Below are 26,923 nucleotides of genomic sequence, written 5' to 3' on the forward strand. Positions count from 1 at the left end.
CCAACAGCGGCACCAACGCGGGAAACGCCGCCACCCCAACGGGTCGCGCGCTCCCCACCCTCACGTGCACCACCCCGGGCGGCGGATTGAGCCGCGGGGGCGTGTCGTCGGGCAACCCCGCCAGCTCCGCCCCCAGGAACCCCGGCGCCAAGCCCTCGGCGGCCCGCGTCAGCGCCCCCGCCAACTCGACCTGCCGCCCGGCCCCGGCATCCGCCGCGGGCACCTCCGCGGCCCGCCGCGCCACCAACTGCTCGGCCCGCGCCACATGAAACTCGCCATCGCGAAACCGCTGGCTCGCCCGCCCGAGTTCCTGCTGCCAGCCCATAAACGCCCATCCCGTCGATAGCCACGAAAAGCGACGCCAGTCACGTTAGCGGATCGCCGTCAATGCCTGGTGCGGCACCATGGACGGATGAGCGAATGGACAGCGCCATCGGTGGTGCGCAAGGACGAACCGTTTGTCGCCTCGGAACGCGATCTGCTTCAGGGATATCGGGACTGGCAGCGCGACACGCTGCTGCACAAGTGTGCGGGATTGACTGGCGCGCAACTGGCTGAGGCGGCGGTGCCGCCGTCGAGCCTGACGTTGCTGGGGTTCGTCCGGCATATGGCCAACGTGGAACGTACGTGGTTTCGGCTTCGGGTCGCGGGCGAGGATGTCGAACGGATGTATCCAGGCGAGAGCGAGACCGAGGAGCTCGATCCCTCCCACGCCGAGGCCGACTTCCAGCGGCTGCGTGCCGAGCGGGAGGCCTGCGATCGGGCGGTGGCGGACCTGCCGCTGACGACGACGTTTCAGGAGTCGCGGTGGGGCGAGATGTCATTGCGGTGGGTGTATGTGCACATGATCGAGGAATACGCGCGCCACAATGGACACGCCGACCTGTTGCGGGAGCGGATCGACGGCACCGTAGGCACATGACGACGGGGCGCGAGCCGTGTGGCCCGCGCCCCGTCGAGTCGTCGTCGCTACACGAGCGCGAGCTTGTCCTTGACCTGGACGATGGTCGGGTTCGTCATGGCGCTGCCGTCCGGGAACTGCACCGTCGGGACGGTCTGGTTGCCGCCGTTGACACTCATGACGTATTCGGCCGAATCGGGGTTCTCCTCGATGTCGACCACGGTGTATTCGATGCCCTCGCGGTCCATCTGGCTCTTGAGGCGGCGGCAGTAGCCGCACCAGGTGGTCGAGTACATAGTGACCATTGTCGATGCCTTTCGTCGAGAATCACCGGGGTCAACATCTTGTCATGTGGGGTTGATTCCCGAGGCGGGCGTGAGTGTCGTCGCCCTGGGCGAAGACGACCGCGATGGGGGTCTGTTCGCGGCCCTGACCCAGGGGGTTGTCGGCGAAGGCCGCGGCGAGTTGGGGTTCGGTCAGGGTGGTGTCGTGGCCGAGGATGTTCTGGCCGATGTCGTTGGCGTCGATGATGACCGTGCCGCCGAAGCGCTCCAGGAGGGGGACGGGCAGGGCCAGGGTGAGGGCCGCCGAGATCTGGCGGGCCACGGCGTGGGGGTTGGCGGGGGCGAGCTTGGCGGAGACGTTGGCGGGGTAGGCCGAGTAGGGGGTGGGGCCGTCGATGGCGCGGACCTGGGAGCCCGCGACCTGGTAGAAGAGGCCGCGTCTGCCGACGAGCTTGCCCGCCGCGGAGGCGGCGCTGGCGGCCAGGATGCGGGGGAGGCCCGCTTCCTGGATGGCCAGGTGCATGGTGGTGGGGTCGCCGAGGCCGATGCCGAACGGGGTGCGGACCACGTGTTTGGAGAGGCGGCGCGCCCACCAGCCGGGGTTGATGTCCCAGACGAAGAAGGAGCGTTCCTGGGCGATCGCGACGATCTTCTCGCTGACGAAGGCGTACCAGGGGCCCCAGGCGAGGTCGCGGGTCGGGGGTTCGGCGGCGGCGAGATTCGCGGCGAAGGCCGAGACGCGGGTGGCCACCAGGGCGGGGATCTCGTCGCGGGGGCCGACCAGGTCGCAGCGCAGCGGGAAGCGGGCCCAGGCGCCGTCGGGGGTGAGGAGGTGCTTGTCGGGGTTGGGGACAAGGTCGCCCTTGGACCGCGACTCGGTCTCGACGGCCGCGCCGGTCGTTTCGGGCGGGTCGGTGTCGATGAACTCGCGCATCCACAGTTCGACGTTCATGAGGCGCCAGAACGTCATGGTCTCGGCGCCGGAACGTCCCGCCACATAGGACTTGAACGCCTCGAGGACGGACGCCTGGTCGAAGTAGGGACGCCTGCCGAAGGACTCGGACGCGAAGATCTCGTAGACGGCGTTCTTGATCCGCTTGAACCACGCGTCCTCGGGCGTGGTGAAGCCGATCTTGTTGCGGCGCTGGTTGATCATCGGCGGCAGCAGGCCGCGCGTGGCGTCGCGCAGCACCCGCTTGTTCCAGCCGCCCGACAGGATCATCGACTCGTCGTGTGACCACAGCAGGTCGATCAGGTTGGCGTCCAGGAACGGCACCCGCCCCTCGATGGAGAAGCGCATGGTGTTGCGGTCCTCGTAGCGCAGCAGGGATTGCAGGCTGTGGCGGAAGATGTCGTCGGCGAGCCGGGTCTTCAGGTCGTCGTCGACCATGCCCAGGCGCTCGTCGGCGTGCGCGGCGCGGAAGTCGCGTGCCAGCAGGGTGTTGACGGGCACCCTGCGCCGCCCGCGCAGCCTGTCGGCCAGGGCGAAGCGGCCCAGCCGCCACAGCACGTCGACGGAGCGGGCCAGCTCCCGCAGCGCGCGCAACCGGTGGCCCTCGCGCCACAGTTGCCGCATGTGGACCATGTAGTACGGGACGTAGCCCGCCATCATCTCGTCGGCGCCCTGTCCGTCCATCATGACCGTGACGTGCTCCGACGCCTCCCGCATCACGCAGTACTGGGCGTAGGGGCCCGTGGAGATGACCGGCTCCTCCTGGGTGCGCACGAAGTCGCGCAGGTCGGCGAGGAACCGCTCGGGCGTCGGATGGACCTTGTGGACGGTCAGTGCGTCTGTCCGCCCCTCGGCCACCGCGTCGACGTAGCGCTCCTCGTCGTTCAGCTCCCCGGGGAACACCGCCGAGAACGTCCGCTGGCGCTCGCCCAGCGAGCCCGCGTCCCGATCGGACCGCGCCAGCAGATCGTGGGCGTGGGCCACGATCGTGGACGAGTCCAGGCCGCCCGACAGCGCCGTGCCGACGGGCACGTCGCTGACCAGCCGCCGCCGCACCGCCTCGCGCAGCTCGGCGCCGAAGCGCTCGGCTACCGCCTCGTCATACGGCCGACTTCCCTTGGCGCGCATGCGATCCGACAGCAGCGTGTACGGTTCGCTCCGCACCCGCCCGTCGGGCCCGACGACCGCCAGGTGCCCGGGCATGAGCCGGGTGATGCCCGAAAAGAACGTCCGCTCGGTGTCGTCGTGCACGCGGAAGCGCAGGTAGCGGTAGATCGTGGCGTCGTCGGGCTCGCGCGGCACCACCCGGGTGGCCAGCAGCGGGCGGATCTCGCTGGCGAACGCGCAGGCGCCGCCGAAGGTGTGGGCCAGGTACAGCGGCTTGATGCCGAACTGGTCGCGCGCCAGCACCACGGTGCCGGTGTGGGTGTCGGCGATGGCCAGCGCGAACATCCCGTTGAAGCGGTCGAACGCGTCGTTGCCCCAGTGCCGCCAGGCCGCCAGCACCACCTCGGTGTCCGATGCGGACGAAAACGCGTAGCCCGCCGCCGACAGCTCGTCCCGCAGCTCGCGGTAGTTGTAGACCTCGCCGTTGTACGCCATGGCGTACCGGCGATCGGGGGACCACATGGGCTGGTCGCCGCCCTTGCGGTCGATCACCGCCAGGCGGCGGTGACCCAGCCCGAAGCCGCGTCCGTAAGTGAATCCCTCACCGTCGGGGCCCCGATGCTCCATGGCATCGGTCATGCGTCGCAGCATGGGTGCCGCGTCCACTTCGAGTTCCCCGGCATATCCAGCAATGCCGCACATCCGCCCTCCCAGGGTGTTATCGGTGTCATTCCCACTGACGTAGATGTGAGCGGTGGGGCGTTTGGTTGCCCTCGATGTCGAGCCGGTTCCGACCGCCGTCGCCGATGTCCCACCGGGATGGCAGCATGGATGACCGTGACGTCCGAGCGCCTCGCCGAAGTTTTGTCCGATCTGGACGACGAGCAGGCCGCCGCCGTGTCCGCGCCGCCGGGGCCGGTGTGCATCCTGGCCGGGGCCGGCACCGGCAAGACCCGCGCCGTCACCCACCGCATCGCCTACCGGGTGAAGCGCGGCGACGTGCGCGGCCAGCACGTCATGGCCGTCACCTTCACCGCCCGCGCCGCCGGCGAGCTCCGCGACCGTCTGCGCCTTCTCGGGATCACCGGGGTCAACGCCCGCACCTTCCACGCCGCCGCGCTGCGGCAGCTGCGCTTCTTCGGGCGCCGGATCTTCGGCGGCGAGATGCCCGAGCTGCTCGACTACACCTGGAAGTTCGTGTCGATCGCCGCGGCCCGCGCGGGCCTGCGCCGCATGGACAAGACCAAGAACCGCGACCTGGCGACCGAACTGGACTGGGCCCAGGCGTGCCTGATCACGCCGGACGAGTACCCCGCGGCCGTGGCCCGCACCGACCGCATCCCCCCGATGGACGCCTCCGACGTGTCCAAGGCGTACGCCGCCTACCTGGAGGCCAAGCAGCGCGCCGGGGTGATGGACTTCGCCGACCTGTTGGGCCACACCGCCACCGCGATCGAGGACCACCCCGACATCGCCGAGCAGATCCGCTCCCAGTACCGGCTGTTCGTCGTCGACGAGTACCAGGACGTCAACCCCCTGCAGCAGCGGCTGCTGGACGCGTGGGTCGGCGAGCGCGACGACCTCACCGTGGTCGGCGACGCCAGCCAGACCATCTACTCCTTCAACGGCGCCACCTCGCGGTACCTGGTGAACTTCACCCGCCGCTTCACCGACGCCACGATCGTGCGGCTGGTGCGCGACTACCGCTCCACGCCGCAGGTGGTGTCGCTGGCCAACGAGGTGATCGCCTCGGCCGCGGGCACCGAGGCGAAGCTGCGGCTTCAGCTCCAGGGCCAGCGCCCCGCCGGGCCCGCGCCGTCCTTCGACACCTATCCCGACGAGGCCGGCGAGGCCGCCGCCGTGGCCGAGCGCTGCGCCCGGCTGATCGCCGACGGGACGCCCGCCCGCGAGATCGCCGTGTTGTACCGGACCAACGCCCAGTCGGAGGCGTACGAGACCGCGCTGGCCGAGGCGGGCGTCCCCACCGTGGTGTCCGGGGCCGAGCGGTTCTTCCAGCGCCCGGAGGTGCGCAGCGCGATCGTGGCGCTGCGCCAGGCCGTGCACACCGACACCGGAGAGGACCCGCTTCCGTCCATCGTGGTCACGGCCCTGGAGGCGATCGGGTGGCGCCCGGACGCCCCGCCGCCCGGCGGCGCCGCGCGGGAGCGCCACGAGGCGGTCGCCGCCCTGGTGCGGCTGGCCGGCGACCACGCGGAGCTGTCGCTGGAGGAGTTCGTGGCGGAGCTCGGGCAGCGGGCCGCGGCCCAGCACGCGCCCAGCCTGGACGGGGTGACGCTGGCGTCGCTGCACTCGGCCAAGGGGCTGGAGTGGGACGCGGTGTTCCTGGTCGGCCTGGCCGAGGGCACCCTGCCCACCACCCGGGCCCGCTCGGCCGCGCAGCTGGAGGAGGAGAGGCGGCTGCTGTACGTCGGGGTGACCCGGGCGAGGCAGTGGCTGTTCCTGTCCTACGGCCTGGCCCGCTCGGCGGGGGGACGCACCCGCGACGCCAGCTCCTTCCTGGCCGGGAAGGGCTTCGGGGCGTCGGCGGCGCCGAAGCCGAAGAAGAAGTCCTCGAAGTCGCGAGGCGCGTCACGGGCGGCGTGCCGGGTGTGCGGCGCCACACTCACCGACGGCCGGGCGCGGAAGCTCGGCCGCTGCGAGACCTGTCCATCCAATATGGATGAAGATTTGTTCGAACGATTGCGACAGTGGAGAAAGGAAACCGCGGACGCCGCCGAGGTGCCCGCGTACATCGTGTTCACCGACGTCACGCTGACCGCGATCGCCGAACGTTGTCCCAAATCCGACACCGAGTTGAGTTCCATCGCCGGAATCGGACCGCGTAAGCTCGAGGAGTACGGCGCGGCGGTACTGGCCCTTGTGGCCGGTGAACAGCCCGCCTCCACCGACTAATGAGGCGGTGGAGGATCGGCCGAACGGGCGATTCAAAGAAAGTTTTGAGATTCCCCGTTAATTCGGTTGCGAAACCGAAGTGGCCGGTAATAGCCTGACTAGCGCCGTCACAGTGACGGGTATCGAGTCACCAGATGAGGAGGTGTTCACGGTGGCAATCATCAACAAGTGGTATCGCGGTAGCGCGCCCTTGTCGGCGTCCGCGTACGGCGTGAACGCGTCCGGCATCAGCACGGCGATTCGATGCATGGCGCCACAAACCGCGACGGGCCAGGGGACCGGTGTGTCCGCTGTCGAGACCACGTCTTCGCGGACCAACCTGTTCACCCTGACCACCGCCGACAATGCCGTTCTCATCCACCGCGATGCCAAGCCCGAGGGCAAAGCACTGCGGGTCCAGATGGGACGCGGTAGCGGGATTCCGCCTCGAGGCAGGCCGGTATAGCTGGGCATTTGCCCACCGGCTCACCTCGAGGCCGCGGAACCCGTCACCGGGATCCGCGGCCTCTTTCATTTACCCGAGAAGGAACAAATGACGATCACGACCGAAAGCGAGGTGACCGAGGTGTTGACCCTCGGCCCCGGCCTGCGTGAGCGGGCCATCAACAAGGGCAGGGACATCCCCTGCCGCGAGTACGACGCGGACCTGTGGTTCGCCGACACCCCGACCGAGCTGGAGTTCGCCAAGTCGCTGTGCGCGGACTGCCCGGTGAAGGTCGAGTGCCTGGCCGGAGCCGTGGACCGGGCCGAGCCCTGGGGCGTCTGGGGCGGAGAGATCTTCGAGGCCGGCGCCATCGTGGCGCGCAAGCGGCCCCGGGGACGTCCCCGCAAGGACGCCGCCGTCGTCGAGGCCGCCGCGCAGGCCGCTCTGGAAGAGCGGACCCGGGGCGTGCTGACCGGCATGGAGGCGGCCTGAGATGTACCGCCACAACGAACCCCACGGCGTGGAGACCTCCACGGTTCCCACCGCCCGTACTCACCAGATCAAACAGCTGACCACGAAGCGGGCCATGCCCGCGCTCAAGAACGGAATCGAGAAGTTGAATCTCATCAATGAAGCCTTGGCCCGCGCGCGAATGCGCGACCTATGGCGGCACGAGCATCGGCACAAACGCCGGGCGTATCAGATCATCGCCGACGTCCACCGCAAAGAGCGGAGCCGGTAAGGATCGCGCGGCGATCCGATGATCTCTTCCCTCAAAGGGCCCCCGATCCGCAGCGGATCGGGGGCCCTTTCGCGATGGGGAGGCGTCACTCGGCGAAGCCGGGCAGCCATTTCTCCAGAATGGAGCGCCACGACGCCCGCGCCTCCAGCTGGCACATCACGCCGATCGAGCCCAGCGTCACCCGGTGGATCAGCAGATAGGACGGCGGCAGATTGAGCTGCTTGCCCATCGCGTACGCCTCGGACTTCGGGTTGGCGATCCGCGCCGCCTCGTGGCGCAGCCACTTGCGGGTGAACTGGAAGTCGTCGCTGGCGATGGGCTCCAGCATGGGCAGCAGGTACTCCAGCACCGCCTCGGCGTCGATGTCGGCGTCTTCGGGGATGAAGCCCTCGCCGCGCAGACCGTCGAGCACCTGCTGGGCCTCGCCGTCCAGAGCCAGGCGCACCAGGGTGCCGATCGGGGTGGGCAGGCCGCGCGGCAGCCGCGCCACCGCGCCGAAGTCGAGGACGACCAGGCGGCCGTCCTCGGCGATCCGGAAGTTGCCGGGGTGCGGGTCGGCGTGCAGCAGCTTGGCGCGCGCCGGGCCCGAGAAGTGCAGGGTGGACAGCTGGTGACCGGCGCGGTCGCGCTGCTCCTGGGTGCCCGAGGCGATGATCCGTGACAGCGGCGTGCCCGGCGCCCACTCGGTGACCAGCACCTTGTCGGCGGCGGCCACCACCTTGGGCACCAGGATCTCGGCGTCGCCGTCGTAGGCCTTGGCGAAGGCGCGCTGCGACTTGGCCTCCAGCGTGTAGTCGAGTTCCTCGACGACCCGCTCCCGCAGCTCGGATATCAGCGGCTTGACGTCGAGGCCGGGCTGCAGGATGCGAAACAGGGACGCGAAGCGCCCCAACTGCTTCAGGTCGGACACCAGGGCGTCGCCCGCGCCGGGGTACTGGACCTTGACGGCCACCTCGCGGCCGTCGCTCCACACCGCGCGGTGCACCTGGCCGATGCTGGCCGCCGCGGCGGGGGAGTCGTCGAACTCGGCGAACTTGGAGCGCCAGCCCTCGCCCAGCTCGGCCTCCAGTACCTTGTGGACGCTGGCGGCGGGGAGCGGCGGAGCCGCCTCCTGAAGCTTGGTCAACGCCGCCCGGTACGGGGCGGCCAGGTGCTCCGGGAGCGCCGCCTCGAACACCGACAGCGCCTGCCCCAGCTTCATGGCGCCGCCCTTGAGCTGGCCCAGCACGCTGAACAGCTGCTCGGCGGTGCGCTGCTGGAGCTTGTCGCTGATGATCTCCTCGGCGAACCCGGTGACCTTCTTGCCGATGCCCAGCGCCGCCCGTCCGGCGAAGCCGAGCGGCAGGGCGGCGAGTCGGGCGGTGCGCGCTACCGGCCCGCGCGGAATGTCGGTCACGCCCCCAATCGTGCCATGCGTGTGCACGCGCACGCTTAGCCGAGCCTGAGAATGCGTGAGGCACGCCGCGTGCCTGGCGCCGGAATTGCCCCTTTCATGGCATTCTGACGTTCGCGTGGGCCACCACGCCCGACAACTCAAGGGGGCCAGCATGGCGAAGACATACAACGGTTACTGCGTCAAATGCCGGGAAAAACGCGACTTCGAGGGAACCGTCACCGAGACCAAGACCGGACGCCGGATGGCCAAGGGGACCTGCCCGGTCTGTGGGACGAAGATGAACCGCATCCTCGGAAAGAACGACTGACGCCGGCGGCGGCAACGCATCCCCCGTCGGTGTCCGCATGCTGAGACGCCGGCGGGGATTTTTGCGTACGTACACGGACGAATCGGTACAAGTCACACGGCGATGACCTGTACTCCGTCGCATGAGGTCGATAGCGTACCCACATGGCCCGGAAAGTCAGCCCCCCGGTCGACGTGCGGCGCAGTACGCGCCGCCGCCGCACCGTGTCGGCCTACAGGGACGGGGAACGAGTGGTCGTCTTGATACCGGATCAGTTCTCGAGCGCCGAGGAAGCCGAGTGGGTCGACCGCATGCTCGGCCGGCTCAGCGCCCGGGACAAGCGCGCCGGCAAGGGCGGCGACTCGGCGCTGCGCGCCCGCGCGGTCCGCCTGGCCGGCCGCTACTACCCGGAATACCCGGTGGCCGCCGCCCCGACCAGCGTCCGCTGGGTCGACAACCAGAACAGCCGCTGGGGCTCGTGCACCCCCGACGACCGCACCATCCGCCTGTCCACCCGGCTGGCCACCATGCCCGGCTGGGTCATCGACTACGTCCTGCTCCACGAGCTCGCCCACCTGGTGGTACCGCGCCACGGCAAGGAGTTCTGGTCCCTGGTGGAGCGCTACCCCAAGACCGAACGCGCCCGCGGCTACCTCGAGGGCATCGCCGACGCGAGCATGTCCACGCCGCGCGGCTCCCGGCCGCGCTAGTCCTCGTCGTCCTCGGAGTCCTCGCGCTTCTTCGGCGGCTTCGGGTCGTTGACGGCCAGCTGGTCGAAGATCGACATGTCCAGGTCGCCGATCTCGGCGTCGTTCTCGGCGAAGGCGTCGGGGTTGTCCAGGTCCTCCGGCGTCGGCATCAGGTCGGGGTGGTTCCACACCGCGTCGCGGCCCTCGACGCCGCGCACCCGGGTGATCTTGTCCCACAGGACGGTCGCCTCGCGCAGCTTCTTCGGGCTCAGCTGCAGACCCACCAGCGCCTCGAAGGTGCGCTCGGACGGGCCGTTGGTGGCCCGGCGGCGGCGCGCCGTCTCGGTGAGCTTCGACAGGGAGGGCAGCTTGTCGCCGGCGGCCTCGGCCGCCACGTGCGACACCCAGCCGCCCACCAGGGCCAGCATGTGCTCCAGGCGGGCCACGGCGGCGCGCTGGGCCGGGGTGTCGTCGGGGCGCATCAGCTGGCTCAGATCGATCTGCTGGATCGCCTCGCCGTCCGACAGGTCGAAGTCGTTGGCGATCGCCTCGATCGCCGACTGGTCAATGTGGATGCCGTTGGCGTACGCCTCGACCGCGCCGATCATGTGGGCGCGCAGCCACGGCACGTGGCCGTAGAGGCGGTGGTGCGCCGTCTCGCGCAGCGCCACGTACAGCCGCACGTCGTCGCGGGGGATGTCGGTCATGCCGTCGGCGTACTCGGCGAGGTTGGCCGGCAGGATCACCGCCGTGCCGGCCGGGCCCAGGGGCAGGCCGATCTCGGTCGAGGTGATGACCTCTTTGGACAGCTCCGCCAGCGCCTGTCCCAGCTGCGCGCCGAACAGCGTCGAGCCGATGCCCTGCATCAGGTTCGCCATCGGGCCCAGCAGCCCGCGCACGTCCTCGGGGACCATCTCTCCCAAAGCCTGGGACATCTTGGCCGCCAAGGGTTCGGCGAGCTCCTTCCAGGTGCCCACCGTGTGCGCCACCCAGTCCTTGCGGGTCCACGAGGCCGTCGTCGAGATTCCCGACGGCAGCGTCGTGGTGTTCTCCAGCCACAGGTCGGCCAGACGCAGCGTCTCCTCATTGGCCTTGGACGACACCGAATCCACCATCGGGTCGTCGCCAATGTGCTCGTTGGCCACCTGCCGCGCGAGGTCCCAGTTGACGGGCCCCGAACCGGACTGTTGCTGCATCATCTGCTGCAACTGCGCCATCATCTGTTGCATTCTCGGGTCATTCGGGTCGGGCATCCCTTCGGGAAGCCCAAAGCCGAACGGGTTATCCGGACTCACAACCCCACCGTACGTCAATGATTCGCGGGCCGGGGCGATTGAACCGCCGGTTCGCTGACGGCTCAAGCCGATGTGGGTGCCCTCACCGTGATGCTCCGGCCCCCGCGGACCCACGTAAGCTCACCGGAATGAAGAGGCGAGGTTGGACCGTACTGATCGGCGCGATCCTGGTGTCCTTGTTGACGTGGCAGGCCCTGTCCATGAACGTGGCCTACGTCGGGCTGGGCCCCGGGCCGACCTACGACGCCCTCGCCAAATACAAGGTGGGCAAGAAGAACGTCGAACTGATCAGCGCCGACGACAAGTACTCCACCAAGTCCAAAGGCGAGCTGCGGCTGGTGACCGTGCGCATCTACGACCACGTCGAGCTGGTGCGGGCCATTTACTTCTGGTTGTCGAAGGACTACGCGGTGATCCCGCGCGATCTGCAGTTTCCGCCCGACAAGACGGACGAACAGATCGCCGAGGAGCAGCAGAAAATGTGGCAGAACTCGCAGCAGGCCGCCGAGACCGCGGCCCTGCAGGAGCTCGGCCACCCGGTCCACGTCACCGTCAAGACCGTCGACAAGGGCTCCGCGGCGTCCAAGGTCCTGAAGCCGGGCGACGTCATCGCCTCCGTCAACGGCGGCAAGGTCACCTCGCAGCAGAAGTTCGTCTCCCTTCTGGAGAACGCGCAGGACAAGGCGGCGGGCAAGCCCGCGAAGCTGGGCATCGTGCGCGACAAGAAGAACAAGACCGTCAAGCTGGCTCCGGCCAAGACCAGGAAGGGCAACGTCTACCTGCCCGGCGTCAAGGTCAAGCCGGTACAGGACGACCCGTACGGCCTGAAGGTCACCGCCGAGGGCCTCAACGTGGGCGGCCCCTCCGCCGGGACGATCTTCGCGCTGGCCATGATCGACCGGGTGTCGAAGGAGGACCTGACCGGCGGCAGGGACATCGTGGGCACCGGCGAGATCGACGAGGACGGGCACGTCCTGCCGATCGGCGGTGTCGAACAGAAGGTGGTGGCCGCCTCCGAACAGGGAGCGTCCATCTTCCTCACCCCGGCGGAGAACTGCGCCGCCGCCAAGAAGAACGCGCCACACGGGCTGCGCCTGCTGAAGATCCACACCCTGCACGGCGCCGTCCAGACCCTCAAGACCCTGAGCTCCGGCGGCAATCCGCCGACCTGCTTAACTTAACGTTCCAGTTTTACCTTTCACGCGACGTTCTAGGGAGAATCCATGGCGACGCGGGCACCGATGCCACGCATCAACCGACGCGGCCGTTACGTACTCATAGGGCTGCTGGTGGCCATCGCGTTGGTGATGATCGCCGGATGGCTCACGGGGGTGTACACGCACTTCCTGTGGTACGACTCGGTCGGTTACAGCGGCGTGTACTCGACCATGCTGTGGACCCGGATCTGGATGTTCGTGATCGTCGGGCTCCTCCTGACACTGTGGACCGCGGCGAACCTGTACGTGACGTTCCGCTTCCGCCCCGACAGCGTCCCCCACACCCCCGAGCAGCAGAACATGGAGCGCTACCGCGCCATGATTCAGCCCCGCATCGGCTGGTGGATCGGGATCATCGGTGGGGTCGTCGGCGTCTTCGCGGGCATCGCCGCCATGGACCACTGGCGCGAATGGTTGATGTTCTCCAACTCCGAGAATTTCGGCACCAAGGACCCGCAGTTCCACCTGGACATCGGCTTCTACGTGTTCGACCTGCCGTTCTGGGAGTACGTGGTGGGCGTCGGCTTCACCATGATCATCATCGGGATCATCGCGGCGCTGGGCGGCCACTACCTGTACGGGGCGCTGCGGCTGTCGGGCCGCGGCGAGCGCGTCACCCCGGCGGCCCGCTGGCACCTGTCGCTGCTGATCGGCGCCTTCGTGCTGTTGAAGGCGGTGGCGTACTTCCTGGACCGCTACGCCCTGACCCTGGACGACAACCAGTCGATCGGCGTGACCGGCGGCGGCTACACCGAGATGACGGCCCTGTTGCCCGCCAAGGAGATCCTGATCTTCGTGGCGGTACTGGCGGCGGTCGCCGTCGTGGTGTTCTCCAACTACTTCGCCCGCACGCTGGTGATCCCCGGCATGGCGCTGGGGCTGGTGCTGGTGTCCGCGATCGCGCTGGGCGGCATCTATCCGTACGTGGTCAGCCAGGTCAGCACGGGGCCGAACGCGCAGGACAAGGAGAGCACGTACGTCCAGCGGACGATCGACGGCACCATGTCGGCGTATGGGCTCGGTAACCTGAAGACCCAGGATCTCAAGCTGACGAACGAACCCGATATCTCGGGCCTGAAGGACAACGAGGAAAGCCTGGGTTCCCTGCGGATGATGGACCCGTCCATCGTGTCCGACAACTTCACGCAGAAGCAGCAGGCCAAGGGCTTCCACGAGTTCAATCAGGAATTGGACGTCGACCACTTCACCGATAATGACGGTCAGGTCCAGGACTACGTGGTGGGCGTGCGGGAGATCAACCCCGACAAGGTGTCGAACTCCCAGCTGTGGTCGGCGCGGCACACCACCTACACCCACGGCTACGGCCTGGTCTCCGCCTCGGGCAATCGGGTGTGCGCCAACGGGCCGTACTTCGAGTCGGGCTCGCTGAACGAGCTGAAGGGCAACGGCTCGGACGACAATTCCACATGCAAGTCCGATGAGGACTTCCCGAATGTGAAGGATCGCAAGGCCGCCAAGATCGAGCACCCGCAGATCTACTTCGGGGAGCTCGACAAGGACTTCGCGATCGCCGGGGTTCCCACGGGCGAGAAGCCGCGCGAGTACGACCACCCCGCCAGCGGCACCACCTCGGACACCGATGCCAAGAAGGGCAAGCACAGGACCACCGGCGGCGACGTCTACTCCACGTACGAGGGCAACGGCGGGGTCCCGATCGGCTCGTTCGGTCGGCAGCTGGCCTACGCCTGGGAGTTCGGCGACACCAACTTCCTGCTGTCCAGTCGCATCAACAAGGACTCCCAGCTCCTCTATCACCGCTCGCCGCGGGACCGCGTGCAGCAGGTGGCGCCGTTCCTCACCGTCGACGGCGACCCGTACCCGACGGTCGTCAACGGGGACATCAAGTGGGTGCTGGACTGCTACACCACCAGTGATTCCTTCCCGTATTCGCAGAAGGTCAATCTGCAGGACGCCACCACCGACCGCACCACGGGTCAGGGCGAGTCGCAGCAGGCCGACGAGTCGATCAACTACATGCGCAACTCGGTGAAGGCCACCGTGGACGCCTACACCGGGAAGGTCGAGCTGTACAAGTTCGGCGCCAAGGACCCGGTGCTGAATGTCTGGAACAAGGCCTTCGGCGGCATCGTCAAGCCCGAGAGCAAGATCCCGTCGGTGCTGGCGGACCACTTCCGCTACCCGGTCGACCAGTTCAAGGTGCAGCGCGACCTGCTGCAGAAGTACCACGTCGGCAAGGCGGGCGCCTTCATCGACGGCAGCCAGGAATGGCAGATCGCCGACGACCCAGTGGACAACAACAAGACGCTGCCCCCGTATTACATGGTGGCGAAGCTGCCCAAGCAGGGCGACAAACCGCAGTTCCAGTTGACCTCGACGTTCTCGCCGAAGAACCGCGACTCGTCGATGTCGGGGATGATGTCGGGACGTTACGACGAGCACGACAACCCGGTGTTGACGCTGTACCAGTTCGGGTCGGGCCAGGTGAATTCGACCAGTCAGCAGTTCAAGACCCTCACGGACCAGAAGTCCTTTGCCAGCTTCAGACGGGACTACTCGTCCAATAACACGTTGACCTGGGGAAACCTGCTGGCGGTGCCGGCGGGCAACGGCATGGTGTACGTCGAACCGGTCTACATCACGCCGAAGTCCTCGGGGACCAGGCTGCCCCTGCTCCAGGGCCTGCTGGTGTCCTATGGGGAACAGAAGACCTTCGTCAGACTCGACGAAAACGACCCGGACATCAAGGACACGTCTGACGCGCGGCCCCTGGATGTGGCGCTGAAGAATCTGACGGGTACCGCGGTGCCCGATACCAACCCCGGCGACAACAACTCCGGGGACCACGGCGACAACGGAAAGCTGTCGACGACGGCCCAGGAGGCGCTGGACAGGGTCATCAAGGCCAGGAGCGACATCAAGGACGCCATGAAGAAGCAGGACTTCACCGCGCTGGGCAAGGCGCTCGACGATCTCGACAAGGCGCTGGCCGACTTCGACAAGGCGGTCAAGAAGTCCTGAACCCCTTTGACCATTTTGGACTGATTGAATGAGTGCTGTCTCCCTCGCACCCTGGCACTTCCTCGCCCTGGCCTGCTGTCTGGCGGTCGTGGCGGGCGTGGTGCTCACGGTGATACTGCTGGTCAACAAGAACAAGAACCGGCCCGGCGGCTAGTTTCGCCGAATTGACCGCGGTGCGGTCGGCGGCCTCTAAGGTGGAGGCTGCCGCCCGCGGGTGCGGCTTTCGCGTGGTTTGTGGACATTCGGCGCGCTAATTCCCGGTGTCCACCGGACGAACACTTGCCGACGATTTGTTCCAATGTCTACCCGTTTGTGCGTTTCTCATTTACATTTTGGGCAGTCGAAGCGTTACTCCTCTGCCGGAAGTGGACAGAAATGTTTGGACGACGCACACTGATGATCACGGCGACATCGCTGTTCGTGGCGGCGATTCTCGGTATCGCGGGAGTCGCCCGGGCCAACGACAACCCCACCCCACCGTCCCATATGGGCAGGCCGGTTCTCGGCGAGTCGATCTACACCCAGTCACCGCGCCCCCTGGTGTCGGTGGCGCATCGCGGAGGCGCCGGCGTGGCCCCGGAGCAGACCGCCGCCGCGTACGCCAAGTCGGTCAAGGTGCACCCCACCTGCTTCGAGGCCGACGTCCAACTCACCTCCGACGGCGTGCCCATCCTGGTGCACGACCGCACCTTCGCCCGGACCACCAATGTGGAGACGGTCTTCCCGGACCGGGCGCACGACAAGGTGGGCACCTTCACCTACAAGGAGGTCCGCAAGCTCGACGCGGGCTCGTGGTTCGGCAAGAAGTACGCCGGACAGCGGATTCCCGCGCTCAGCGACATCCTGGACTACGTGTACCCCCACGACATCGGGCTGTTCCTGGAACTGAAGAACCCCGACCTGTCGCCGGGGCTGGAGAAGACCGTGGCGCACCAGATGGCGGTCGACTCCCGCTGGCAGGGCATGGTCGCCACCGGGCGGCTCACCTTCCTGTCCTTCGACGCGGCGTCGCTGCGCCGCATGTCGGTGCTGCGGCCCGAGGTTCCGCTGCTGTGGCTGAACCCCACCGTGCCCAGCAGCGCGGAGCTGAAGAAGCTCGACGGCTGGGCCGACAAGTTCGGCACCGACTACCGCAACCTCGACACCGCGGGGCTGAAGCGGGTGCGCTCCACCAACCTGACGCTGGCGACCTACACGGTGGACACCACCGAGGGCATGGACTGGTCGCTGAAGCACGGCGTGGACACCATCATCAGCGACTACCCGGCGACGCTGTTGGAGCGGGCGAAGACCGAGACGCTTCCGGTCATGACGACCAAGCGGGTGCTGCCCCCCGGCACCGACGGCCCCCGCGCCGCCTCGGCGCAAAAATAAGCCCCCTTGGGGCGGTCAGCCCCGGCACGGCTGGCCGACCCAAGGAGACTTTCAAGTCTATTGATGAAGATCGAACTAGGTCAATGGCATCCGGCCGAACTTTTCAAACCGTTCGCCGGATATCGCCGGTATTGTCACAGCGCGTGACGCAACTAACCCTTTGAGGTCGCCTCGGCGGCCTTCCACTCGCGGAAGCTCTCCTCGCTGTTGCCCTCGCGCCAATATCCCGAGATCGACAGCCAGTCACGGTGCACCCCGCGCTCGGACAGGAGATACGGGCGGATGCGCTTCATGACCGCCTCGGCCTCGCCGTGGACGAAGAACTGGCCCTGTCCGGGCGGGAACTCCCACGCCCGCACCGCGTCGGCCAGTTGATCGCGGAAGTCGCTCGCGTCGTCGCGGTACACCCAGGTGAAGTCGGCGTCGGCGGGCGTCTCGAACTTCTGCTTCTCGTCGGGGTTGGCGACCTGGAGGATCACCGCCACCCGGGCGCCGGTCGGCATCCGGTCCAGGGCCGACCCGATCGCCGGGATCGCCGCTTCGTCGCCCACCAGCAGGTGCCAGTCGGCGTCGGCGCTGGGGCGGTACTTGCCGCCCGGTCCCATCAGCCGCAGCACGTCGCCGGGGCGGGCCGCCGCGGCCCACGGGCCCGCGATGCCCTCGTCGCCGTGGTAGACGAAGTCGACGGTCAGCTCGCCGAGGCCGGCGTCGAAGTGACGCACGGTGTAGGTGCGCCGCACCGGCCACTGGGAGCGCGGGAGGTCGCGCTCGACGGCCTCCAGGTCGAAGGGCTCGGGGTAGTTCACGCCGGGCCGCGGGAACAGCAGCTTGACGTAGTGGTCGGTGTCTTCGTTGTCGCGGAAGTCCGCGATGCCGGCGCCGCCGAGTACCACCCGAACCATGTGCGGCGTCCGCCATTCGGTGCGCAGCACGCGCAGCTCGACGGGGCGGCGGGAACGGCGAGCGTTGGTTTGCGGCATCGACCGGACCTTTCTGGTTGCTAGGGTAGGCAACCCTAACATCAGTTTCTCGGGGCGTGGTGCCGCATCGCCGCTGGTGAGAGCTACCGAGTGTTGCCGCTCGGTCGCCATTCGGGATCTTGACGGTGGGCGTCGTCGATCACCATGTCGAGATAGGCCAGCGTGTCGGCGCGGCGGGAGATCGGGTTGCGGTATCCGCTGGGCTCGCCGCGGCGCACCCGCAGCGCGTCGTCGATGATGCGGTGCCAGCGGGTGTCAAATATCTCACGTGCGTACTCGCCCGCCCCGGTCTTGGACGTGACCCGCCCGGTGGACAGCGTGTAGTGCAGCCGGGATACCCCGAGCACCGCCCACACCGCGCCCTGCGGGCGCAGGCACCACAGGCTGATCCTGGACAGCGAGTTGGAGGCGGTCTTCCACCAGTCGCGCCAGTAACCGTCCAGATTGGTGTGTGTCCACTCGGTGAGCGCGACCGCGTCGCGGGCGAACTTGACGCCGTCGACGGCCGGGCCCCGCACGGTGACCCCGCACTGCGCCAGCGTGTGCCACGTGACCGGGCCGCGCTCGAAGTCGCCGGACATGTGGAACTTGTTGGCGAAGGCGTAGGGCCCGTGGGTGCCGTCCGGCTCGATGGCCAGGTCCTCCCAGGTGACGTAGACGCCGTCGAAGCGGGGGTGGTCCTGGTGGTGGCCGAGCCGTTCGTGGACGCGGCGCAGGGCGCGGGCGGTGGAGTGGTCGGCGGGGCCGTCCAGCACCGCCACGAAGTCGACGTCGCTGACCCCGGGACGAAAGTCGTCCAGCGCCACCGATCCATAGAGGTACAACCCCACCACCCGTCCGGGCAGGTCTTTGTCGCATGTGGAGAGATATTCGCCGGTGACCGCGGCTACCTGAGTGGGGAGTGACATTGGACCAGTATGCATCCCGGCATGTGGGCGACGGTGGGGCCGCCCGCGGCCCCACCGTCCATTGTCAGTCGAACGGAGGACCGGCGAAGTTGTACGAGTACGCGATCACCGCGAATCCCAAGGCGCACAAGGTGAACAGCGTGTACGAGACCCGGCCGGGCACCCGCCACCAGCCGCGCCACCAGGCCGCGACCGTCGCGATCACCATGGCGCCCGCCGCGGCGATCGCCACCGACACGACCGTCATGATCGCCTTGACCACGAAGGCCCCGTGGGTCACCAGCTGCAGGGACGCCGGGTCGGTGAGGATCGAGATCAGCACGAGCGCCGAGGTCAGCGACGCCGCCGCGGTGAACCAGGCCAGGACGCGCGCCGCCTTGGCGCCGCCCGGATGCGGCTCGCGGCGCCGCGCCTTGCGCACGATCGCCAGCACCGGCCACCCGATCAGTCCGATGAGGAGCCCGAGCATGCCCACGGCCGCGACGATCGTGTGCAGCTGGGGTCGTTCGTACCAGGCGATCTTGAGGTAGACCTGGTTCTGGCTGCCGGACTCGGTCAAGACGCCGTGGTCGAAGGCGATGAGTCCGGGCCCGTTGGTCTCCTGGAACAGGCCCCGGTCGATCTGGACCCATTTCTGGGTGTCGCCGTCGTGGGTGGACAGCGTCTTGCCGCTGGTGGTGAGGGTGCCGTCGGCGTTGGCGGTCACCTCGACGGTCTTCTGGGTGAGGCCGCGGGCCCGCGCCACACCGTGGTGGGACAGCCGCGAGGTCTGGTAGGTGCCCGCGTACCGCGACACGTCCTTGTCGCCGATGCCGTGCGGGGTCGGGGTCTTCTTGGCGGGGAAGTACTTGTCGATGACGGCGTCGGCGAGGTCGCCGGAGTCGAAGTCGTCGTTGCCGTCGCCGTTGAACGCGGCGAAGATGCCCAGGTCCTTGGACGGCAGCACCTCCATGCTGGTGTGCATGCCCGTGGTGTCGCCCGCCTTGAACAGGACGCGCTGTCCATTGTAGGGGCGTTCCTCGTAGCAGTACCCGAGCCCGGGCATGCGTTTGTCCTGTGTGTAGTGCTGCTTCTGCATCAATTGGGGGATGCCGTCACCGAGCTTCGAGTGTCGCGACAGCTGGTCGATCATGAACCGCCCCATGTCGGCGGCGGTGGTGACCTGCCCGGGTCCCGCGGGGCTCAGCGGGTTGTATTCGCGCTCGGCCTTCTCCTGGCGGCCGCCGTCGACAAGGTATCCGTTGGCCATCAGCGTGTCGATGCGCTTCGGGTGGGGCTGGGAGGCGGTGGAGTCGCGCATGTCCAAGGCGCCGAACACATGCGTGTTGATGTACTTGTCGTACGACATTCCCGAGACCCGCTCGACGATGTACCCGGCCAGCGCGAAACCGTAGTTGTCGTAGGCGATCGCGGTGCCCGGAGGGCGCACCCGCGCGGGCATCTGGTCGCCGATGGCGTCGGCGAGCGTGCCGATCGCGTCGGGATCGTCGGTGGTGGTCCCGACCATCCCGTAGTCGGGGTCGAAGCCCGCGGTGTGGGTGAGCAGATTGTCCATGGTGATGGGGTGGCCGGGATAGGTGTTGGGCACCTTCACCTTCCCGAGGTACTTGTTGACGTCGGCGCGCATGTCGAGCTCGCCGTCGGCGGCCAGCTGCAGCGCGGCGGCGGTGGTGAACAGTTTCGCGGTGGAGGCGGTGTAGAACGCGGTGCGGTCGGCGTCCACGGGCGTCTTGCGTGCCAGGTCGGCGTACCCGTAACCGTGGGAGTAGACCACGCGCCCGTGGGACACGATGGTCACCGCCGCGCCCGGCACCTCGGCCTCCTTGAGCTGCTTGTTGACGAAGTCGTCGACAAACGACCCGAGGTGGGGCAGCGAGGATTCAGGCGCGGGGTCGGCGTACGCGACGGGGCTGGTGCCGAACACCAGGGCGGCAGCGGCGGCCAGCCCCAGCGCGGCGGGCCAAGGGGAACGTCGTTTTCGGACAGTGGGCATGGGGGTCTTCTCCAGTCATTGTGGTTTCGCACAATGCTGTCGAAATGTGGGATCCGCTACATCGGGGACGATCCCCGAATGTTTCTCAGGGTTGAACCCCTACCTCAGCCCAGGAGTCTCTCGAGGGGCCGCGCCGCGCAGTCGGCCTTGGGACGGGACACGAAGCACTCGGCGTGGTAGAACCCCTCGTCCTCCTTGCCACTGGTGTCGATGCCGAGGTCCTTCAGGTGCCGCAGGGTGGAATCGCGCTCGTCGTCGTCGGTGAAGCGCCGCTGTTTGACGGTGACGCCCGGGATCTTCTCGGTCACCAGGCCGTACCGGTCGAGGCTGTCGGCGTATTGCTCATAGGGGACGCTGCGCAGCACCGTCGCGGCGACCCACACGGTGCCGGGTGCCGCGTCGAGCAGGCGAGTCAGGGTCGCGGGGGTGATATAGCCGATGCCACCGCTGATCGTGATCAGGGTGGCATCAGAGACCGCGGCACTCAGGCCGGGGCTCGGCGGGTACTTCTCGAGGTTCTCGGAGAACCCCTCGTCCAGCAGCCTGGTCTCGGTGGCGTACGCGATGGCGGGCGCCGCGATGTCGACTCCGACGCACGCGGGGGCGTCGGGGCGCAGCCGCGCCCGGTAAAATCGGCGATCCCGCTTGATGAGGTCCTGTGTGGAGCTTTTCGCCGCCTCCGGTATAGCATAATGGACGAACATGTCGTCCAATGTGACGTCGTACCGCAGCAGGGCCGCGTTTATGCCGTACGAACAGCACACGTCCACCACCCGATGGCCCTCGCTGGGGTGGGATCGCAGCAGCGCACGGAACAGCCGGACCGCGTGACGGGGTATCTGGTACTCCAACGGCATCAGGCGCGTGAAGAAGGCTCGGGGGTCGGGGGAGGTGTAGATATCGTCGAAGTTTGCCTTGCCCGACAGGGCATCGGCGGGGTTGTGGGGTTCGTTCATGCCAGATCCTTCCGGAGGAATTGACGCGAAATCCACCCCTGAGCCTAGTGGCAAACACGGCGCTGTGCGCCATAACCGTTGGCCCAATTGAGTTATGGCCCATCCGTGTAAGATGTCGCGAAATATGTACCTCAGCGGCCACATCGGAGCGACCCGCCGATCCAACCGTCCTGTGTAACTCCCTTAAGGACGAAACGACCGTCGCTTCAGTCCTATTCGTCCCCACCGTGGGCTCCTCACCAGGCATCTTGGCCGCCACGGCGCGCTGCGCGGTGAACACACCCGCGATCACGATGACGCCGCCGACGATCTGCGGCACGGTCAACGCCTCGCCCAGCAACGCCCACGCCGCCAGCGAGGCCACCACCACCTCGGTGTAACCCATGGCCCCCGCCACGGGCGCCGACAGCAGCTTCAGCGCGGGCAACCCGCACGCGTAGGCCAGCGCGGTCGACACGATCAGCGCCACCACGGGAATAGCGGCGTCCATCGACAGCACCGCCAGGTGCGCGGGCTGGGCGACCAGCGACCAGTCGATCGACCAGGGCCGCGCCAGCGGCGTCAGCGCGGCGGTCCCCACGACGAACCCGCCGGCCAGCAGCACCCGAATGTCCAGGCTCTCGGTGAGCTTCTCCCCGCCCAGGAAGTACCCCGCCTGGCAGGCGCACGCGGCGGCACCCGCCAACAGCCCCAGGGTGTCCAGCCGCAGCCCCGTCCAGATCTCCACCACCACGGCCAGCCCCGCGAGGCTCAGCAGCGTCCCGACCACGGCGGCGCGCGGCAGCCGCGTCCGCCGCACGAACCGAATCCACGCGACCACCACCACGGGCCCCATGAACTCCAGCATCAACGCGATGCCCACGGGAAGCCGTTGCACGGCGAGGAAGTAGAACGCCTGCACCCCCGCCACGGCGGTCAGCCCGAACGCCGCCAGACCCCACAGTGGAGGCTTCCTGACCTTGTGCACCACGGGCGCCGCCGCGATGACGAGCAGAACCCCCGTGCCCGCCAGCCGCAGCCAGGTGACCTGAAGCGGACTGAAACCCGTGTGGATCAGGGACTTCGCCAAAGGCCCGCTCACGCCGAAGAACAGCGAGGCGAACAGGATCAGGACGACGCCCTTGAGGGCATCACCGCGTGCGGACAACTCGGGCTCCAGGAAAAGTGACAGGGGTGAGACCTGGAGTATCCGTTACATATCGGGGTTGTACAAGCGGTTTGTGGCGCAGGTCAAAGCTGTTCACGCGGACGTTCCGTCAGGCGTGCCGACACCGAATAAGAGTCTATGTATGGACTCTTAAGCGCGATAAGAGTCCATACATAGACTCTTAACCTCAATCAGCCCCGTACAGACGAGGAAGATCCACCAACTGAATGCGTCCGTCACTTCGTTCGGCGGCCGCGACCAACGTGGGCATGAAGCCCTTCCCGCTGAATAGCGTGATCACCTTGGGTTTCTTGCCTTGTTGAGCCAGCAGGCTGCCGACATGCTCCAAGCGCTCCAGATGGCCCATCCCGATCACATCGCCCCACTTCACCTCGCCGATGCTCAACAGGTTGCTTTTGTAATCAAACACGGCGACGTCAATTTCGTGACTGGAACGGGATCGGGTGTCGTACACCGTGCCCGACAGTGCGCGCGACGCGATGCCCTGGAAGGTCTCCTCGGAGGCGAAGTCCTCCGCCCACAATCGACACATGCGTTCGAAGACGGGGCCGATGACGTTGCTGCGGAAGACTTCCTGGCTGTTGCGCCAGATCTGTTCGGTCCTGCCAGGTTTGAAGCGTTCGAGTTGTGGCCATCTCGGGCGCATGATGGCATGGTAGAAGCGCACCAGTGGTTCGGTGATGCGGTACTGGGATCGATTGCGGCGGAAGGCATCGGGGTCGACGACGAGGAAGCCTGCGTCTTCCAGGACCGTCAGGTGGTGTGATAGGTCGGTGGCGCGACGTTCGAGGCGATTGGCGATGCCGCCGCGTGTTGCGTTTCCTTCGGCCACGGCTGCCAACACGGTGTGATAGATGCCCGTGTCACGCAGGGTCGGATCCTCGGCCAGCAGCGACCGCACCTCGCGGAACAGTGGACTGTCGGGGCTGAGCAGGTGTTCGACTAGCCAGGAGTCGAAGTCGGCGACCGTGGCGGGCGCGGCGCTGGGTAGGTACTCGGTGCGGTAGGCGGGAGTGCCGCCGAGCACGAAGTACACCAGGGCGGCGAGCCGCGGGTCGTCGAATTGCCAGAACTGGGAGGCCACACGAAAGTCAAAGGTCGGCACGACGAGTTCCAGGGCGGCGCGTCCCCGCAGTGGCGCGTTGCCCATCAAGAGTCCACCCATGAACGAGATGGATGAACCGCACAGCAGTAGGCGCGCTCGGGAACGGAGGCGTTCGGGCCTTCGCGGAGCCAACGCCTTTTGAATGACGGATGGGAGTTCGGGAGACTGGCGCACCAGATAGGGAAATTCATCGATGACAACGGGAATCGCGCGCCGATCACCCAGTCCCAGCAACGCGTCGATGGCCTCCTCCCAGTCGCGAAAACGCATTTCGCCTGGGAGGTTGAGGAAACGCGCCACGGCCTCAGCGAGCTGTCGCAGCGCTTCCGAGCGAGGCAATGTCTCCGTAGCGGCGTAATAGAAACCGTTCGTGACGTCGCATGCCGCCATCAGCAGGAAGGTCTTGCCCTGACGGCGGCGACCTGAAACGACCCCTAGGGTGGCCATGGGCTTTTCGTCGCCGACAAAACGAGTGAGACTACTCCATTCCCAGTCGCGATCGAACATGTCGGACGGTTTGGTGAACGGCAACGCACCCTCCCGCAATTATGATGAGAACAATTATTATTAGTGTACTACTAATAATTGTGGGTCGATCTAGCTGGCATTACAACTCACCGCGTGTCACCACCCCCGCGTCTCCGTCCACCGTCACCACATCCCCGTCCTTCAGCGTCTCCACCGCGTTCAGCGTCCCCAACACGGCGGGGATGCCGTATTCGCGGGCGACGATCGCGGCGTGGGACACGGCCGAGCCCGTGTCGACGATGACCGCGCGGGCGCGGGAGAACAGCGGGGTCCAGGCGGGGTTGGTGAACGGCGCCACCAGCACCTCGCCGTCGATCAGGCGGTGGAAGTCGGCGGGGCCGCGCACCACGCGCACGGGTCCCGTGGCGGTGCCCGCCGAGGCGGGGGTGCCGCTGAGCAGGGCGTCGGCGGGGACGTTGCCCGTGGACAGGTAGCGGCGGTCGATGAGCGGGGTGTCGCGGAATGCATCCCTTGTGGCCTGTCGCTCGGCGACCAGGGCGCGCAGGCGGGGGGCGTCGGCGGCGGTGGGTTCGGAAGCGGGGAGCTCGGAGCGTCGCAGGTGGAAGACGTCGTCGGGGGTGTCGATGCAGCCCGCCTCCGCCAGGCGGCGCCCGTACTCCCGCACGATGCGGCGCACCACGGGCTGAGGCATCGTCAGATAGAAGTGGGTGTCCTCGCGAAACGCCGTGAACGCGCGGGCGGCCCGCAGCCGACCCGCGACGTAGCGGCGCGGGAAACCGCGCCGCAACAACGGGTGCGAGAACAGCTCGGCCTCGGCGCGCGCCGCCGCCGACTCGGACGGGGTGGGCTCGGCGGCGGCCATGCCCTTGAGGATCCCCAGAACCGTGTCGGGGGAGTCGATCCAGGTCGGCTGGCTGATCACGGCGATGCTGTTGATCTCGCGGTGGCCGTAGTCGCGCAGGAAAACCGTGAAGTCGTCGAGGAAGGCGCGGCCGACTTCGCTTGCGGTCAGTCGCGAGTGGATAGTGTCGGGTTCGTGGTCGGCGAACACCGCCGACAGGGCGGCGTCTCTGCGGATCCGCTGGGCCAGGGCCTCCAGCTTGGCGTTGGTCTCGGAGGTCTTGGTGGGCGCGCCCGTCAGCAAACGGGTGTACAGGCGTCCCCTGTGGAACATGGCGAGGGTGAGCCTGAAGCGGCCCACCGCCGCGGCGGCGCGGGGCAGGAAGTCGTAGCGCAGCTCGATGATCGGCCAGAAGGCGGCCAGCGCGCGATCCAGCAGCGCGGGCAGGTCGTCCCACGGCACCGCGGCGACGTCGGTGGATCGCAGCTCCTTGACGTCGTCGAGGACCTGCGCCAGCCGGGGGTCGTCCCGCCAGCGGTCGACGTGGAACCTGCGGCCCCGCACCATGGCGCGCACCATCGCCACGGGGACGCCGGGGCCGATGCCGACGTGCGCGCCGGGCAGCAGCCGCTCCACCACGCCGTCGCGTTCGGCGAACGTTTCGCTCGGTGCGGGCGTCCGCATGCCGCCCGTGCTGACGAACCGCCCGACGCCCTCGAACATCGCGGTGGTCCACGTGTCCATGTCCATCGGGTAGGGGCGGACCGTGACGATCTCGGACATGATGCTGGCCAGCATGCGGTTGACGCGGCCGACCCTGCCGATCGGCTCGGGCAGGGCCGTGACGGGGCGCGACTGGACGATGTAGAACTTCTCTCCGACCAGCGACCATTCGATGTCCTGCGGGGCATCGAAATGCGTCTCGATGTCGCGGCCCAGCGCCACCAGGGCGCGCAGCCGGGCGGCGGTGAGGACGGGGGCGTCGGCGGTCTCGTCGCGGGATTCGACGGTGCCGCCGCCTTCGGCCGAGCGGATCACCACCTCGCGGCGGCCGCGGCGCGACTCCAGGGTCTTGCCGCTCTTCTTGTTGACCACGTAGTGATCGGGGGTCACCAGGCCCGACACGACCGCCTCTCCGAGACCGGGGGAGGCGTCCACGATGGCGAGGTCGCGGGCGCCCGAGACGGGGTCGGCGGTGAACATCACGCCCGCGGTGTCGGAGTCGGCCATGCGTTGCACCACAACGGCGATCGCCACCTCGGAGCCGTCGATGCCGCGCTCGGCGCGGTACTGTCCCGCCCGGTCGGTCCACAGCGACGCCCAGCAGCGCCGCACCGCGTCCAGCACCTGTTCGTCGCCCACGACGTTGAGGAAGGTGTCGTGCTGGCCCGCGAAGGCGGCGTCGCCCAGGTCCTCGGCGGTTCCCGAGGATCGCACGGCAACGGCGCCCGAGCCCAGTTCGTGGTAGGCGTCCAGGATTGACCGTTCGATCGCGGCACCCATCGGCACGGTCGACAGCCGTTCGCGCAGCGCGGCGAGGTCGTCTCCGGGCGCGATGTCGTTGTCGCGCAGGGTGTTTCGGTAGGCGACGGTGGAGACCACGAAGCCGGGCGGCACCGGTGCCCCCGCCGCGATGAGCTCGCCGAGGTTGGCGGCCTTGCCACCGGCGACGGGCAGCCAGTCCCGGTCAAGGGCGGACAGTGGGACAACGAGCGCGGTTTTGGTGGCGGCGGTCATCTCCGGCTCCCATGGCGTAATTCATCAGGTGTTGAAAAAACCGTACACGTGCCGGATACCCGCCGTCAACCGCGGGTTCGCTCACGCCGCATCCGCCACCGCCGCGCGACGCCGCGTACCCGATTCCGCAAGGGCCGCAGGTCATCGCGCGCCCGGAGGATGCCTG

21 protein-coding genes and 2 pseudogenes are annotated in these 26,923 nt (G+C 67.8%); 11 read left to right on the top strand and 12 right to left on the bottom strand.

The annotated features are described in order from the left end of the window. Positions 1–325 (bottom strand): annotated as a pseudogene (locus VE172_RS09825) (hypothetical protein); the annotation flags it as partial. A gap of 87 nt (positions 326–412) precedes the next feature. On the opposite strand from VE172_RS09825, the gene VE172_RS09830 reads away from it, so the two are divergent. Then, complete coding sequence (locus VE172_RS09830) at positions 413–922, top strand: DinB family protein (protein ID WP_324800548.1); 510 nt, start codon at positions 413–415, stop codon at positions 920–922. Positions 923–969: 47 nt separating this feature from the next. On the opposite strand, the gene VE172_RS09835 is transcribed toward VE172_RS09830, so the two are convergent. After that, the gene (locus VE172_RS09835; RefSeq protein ID WP_349258322.1) at positions 970–1,206 is read right to left on the bottom strand and encodes a mycoredoxin; all 237 of its coding nucleotides are present in this window, start codon (positions 1,204–1,206) and stop codon (positions 970–972) included. A 31-nt stretch (positions 1,207–1,237) separates the two neighbouring features. Then, entirely contained in the window at positions 1,238–3,946 is a 2,709-nt protein-coding gene (asnB, locus tag VE172_RS09840; RefSeq protein WP_324800553.1) for an asparagine synthase (glutamine-hydrolyzing), read from the bottom strand. Between the two features lie 129 nt (positions 3,947–4,075). Here asnB and VE172_RS09845 point away from each other — a divergent pair, with 129 nt between their 5' ends. From VE172_RS09845 to VE172_RS09860, 4 genes are all read left to right on the top strand, one after another. Continuing rightward, positions 4,076–6,157 (top strand): ATP-dependent DNA helicase UvrD2, encoded by a 2,082-nt coding sequence (locus VE172_RS09845; RefSeq protein ID WP_414715081.1) that lies wholly within the window; start codon positions 4,076–4,078, stop codon positions 6,155–6,157. Positions 6,158–6,269: 112 nt separating this feature from the next. Further along, positions 6,270–6,602, top strand: coding sequence for a hypothetical protein (locus tag VE172_RS09850; RefSeq protein ID WP_324800557.1), 333 nt, complete (start codon positions 6,270–6,272; stop codon positions 6,600–6,602). Between the two features lie 123 nt (positions 6,603–6,725). Next, the gene (locus VE172_RS09855) at positions 6,726–7,073 is read left to right on the top strand and encodes a WhiB family transcriptional regulator (RefSeq protein WP_414715082.1); all 348 of its coding nucleotides are present in this window, start codon (positions 6,726–6,728) and stop codon (positions 7,071–7,073) included. 1 nt (position 7,074) lies between these two features. After that, the gene (locus VE172_RS09860) at positions 7,075–7,323 is read left to right on the top strand and encodes a hypothetical protein (RefSeq protein ID WP_324800563.1); all 249 of its coding nucleotides are present in this window, start codon (positions 7,075–7,077) and stop codon (positions 7,321–7,323) included. Between the two features lie 85 nt (positions 7,324–7,408). Here VE172_RS09860 and VE172_RS09865 read toward each other — a convergent pair whose 3' ends face one another. After that, entirely contained in the window at positions 7,409–8,719 is a 1,311-nt protein-coding gene (locus VE172_RS09865) for an ABC1 kinase family protein (RefSeq protein ID WP_324800566.1), read from the bottom strand. A gap of 151 nt (positions 8,720–8,870) precedes the next feature. Between VE172_RS09865 and VE172_RS09870 the strand changes: the two genes are divergently transcribed. Together VE172_RS09870 and VE172_RS09875 are read left to right on the top strand one after the other, a co-directional pair. Continuing rightward, the gene (locus VE172_RS09870) at positions 8,871–9,026 is read left to right on the top strand and encodes a DUF5679 domain-containing protein (RefSeq protein WP_324800569.1); all 156 of its coding nucleotides are present in this window, start codon (positions 8,871–8,873) and stop codon (positions 9,024–9,026) included. Positions 9,027–9,169: 143 nt separating this feature from the next. Continuing rightward, positions 9,170–9,715, top strand: a complete 546-nt coding sequence (locus VE172_RS09875) for a M48 metallopeptidase family protein (protein WP_324800572.1) — start codon at positions 9,170–9,172, stop codon at positions 9,713–9,715. Here the strand turns inward: VE172_RS09875 and VE172_RS09880 are convergent. Continuing rightward, positions 9,712–10,923 (bottom strand): zinc-dependent metalloprotease, encoded by a 1,212-nt coding sequence (locus VE172_RS09880; RefSeq protein WP_324800575.1) that lies wholly within the window; start codon positions 10,921–10,923, stop codon positions 9,712–9,714. The genes VE172_RS09875 and VE172_RS09880 overlap by 4 nt on opposite strands. Before the next feature lie 194 nt (positions 10,924–11,117). On the opposite strand from VE172_RS09880, the gene VE172_RS09885 reads away from it, so the two are divergent. The 4 genes from VE172_RS09885 to VE172_RS09900 all read left to right on the top strand — a co-directional run bounded on the left by VE172_RS09885 (position 11,118) and on the right by VE172_RS09900 (position 16,580). Then, complete coding sequence (locus tag VE172_RS09885; protein ID WP_324800578.1) at positions 11,118–12,170, top strand: YlbL family protein; 1,053 nt, start codon at positions 11,118–11,120, stop codon at positions 12,168–12,170. A 42-nt stretch (positions 12,171–12,212) separates the two neighbouring features. After that, entirely contained in the window at positions 12,213–15,206 is a 2,994-nt protein-coding gene (locus VE172_RS09890; RefSeq protein ID WP_324800580.1) for a UPF0182 family membrane protein, read from the top strand. Positions 15,207–15,234: 28 nt separating this feature from the next. Next, the gene (locus VE172_RS09895) at positions 15,235–15,360 is read left to right on the top strand and encodes a hypothetical protein (protein ID WP_324800582.1); all 126 of its coding nucleotides are present in this window, start codon (positions 15,235–15,237) and stop codon (positions 15,358–15,360) included. Between the two features lie 242 nt (positions 15,361–15,602). Continuing rightward, positions 15,603–16,580 carry a glycerophosphodiester phosphodiesterase gene (locus tag VE172_RS09900; RefSeq protein ID WP_324800585.1) on the top strand — a complete coding sequence of 326 codons (978 nt, stop codon included), beginning with the start codon at positions 15,603–15,605 and terminating at the stop codon, positions 16,578–16,580. Positions 16,581–16,732: 152 nt separating this feature from the next. On the opposite strand, the gene VE172_RS09905 is transcribed toward VE172_RS09900, so the two are convergent. From VE172_RS09905 to VE172_RS09935, 7 genes and pseudogenes are all read right to left on the bottom strand, one after another. Further along, the gene (locus tag VE172_RS09905; protein WP_324800588.1) at positions 16,733–17,560 is read right to left on the bottom strand and encodes a siderophore-interacting protein; all 828 of its coding nucleotides are present in this window, start codon (positions 17,558–17,560) and stop codon (positions 16,733–16,735) included. Between the two features lie 83 nt (positions 17,561–17,643). Beyond that, positions 17,644–18,468 (bottom strand): nucleotidyltransferase domain-containing protein, encoded by an 825-nt coding sequence (locus VE172_RS09910; protein WP_324800591.1) that lies wholly within the window; start codon positions 18,466–18,468, stop codon positions 17,644–17,646. 64 nt (positions 18,469–18,532) lie between these two features. Continuing rightward, positions 18,533–20,461: a serine hydrolase gene (locus VE172_RS09915; RefSeq protein WP_324800593.1), complete on the bottom strand. Its 1,929-nt coding sequence runs from the start codon at positions 20,459–20,461 to the stop codon at positions 18,533–18,535. Positions 20,462–20,565: 104 nt separating this feature from the next. Next, a complete protein-coding gene (locus tag VE172_RS09920; protein ID WP_324800596.1) occupies positions 20,566–21,417 on the bottom strand; it encodes a hypothetical protein in 852 nt (283 codons plus the stop codon). A gap of 334 nt (positions 21,418–21,751) precedes the next feature. After that, positions 21,752–22,498: pseudogene (locus VE172_RS25405) on the bottom strand (EamA family transporter); the annotation flags it as partial. Between the two features lie 253 nt (positions 22,499–22,751). Further along, entirely contained in the window at positions 22,752–24,197 is a 1,446-nt protein-coding gene (locus tag VE172_RS09930) for an AAA family ATPase (RefSeq protein ID WP_414715083.1), read from the bottom strand. A gap of 100 nt (positions 24,198–24,297) precedes the next feature. After that, a complete protein-coding gene (locus tag VE172_RS09935; RefSeq protein WP_324800605.1) occupies positions 24,298–26,757 on the bottom strand; it encodes a PEP/pyruvate-binding domain-containing protein in 2,460 nt (819 codons plus the stop codon). Positions 26,758–26,923 lie beyond the last annotated feature (166 nt).

Origin of the sequence: Stackebrandtia sp. (assembly GCF_035643755.1) — a bacterium.
GTDB lineage: Bacteria > Actinomycetota > Actinomycetes > Mycobacteriales > Micromonosporaceae > Stackebrandtia.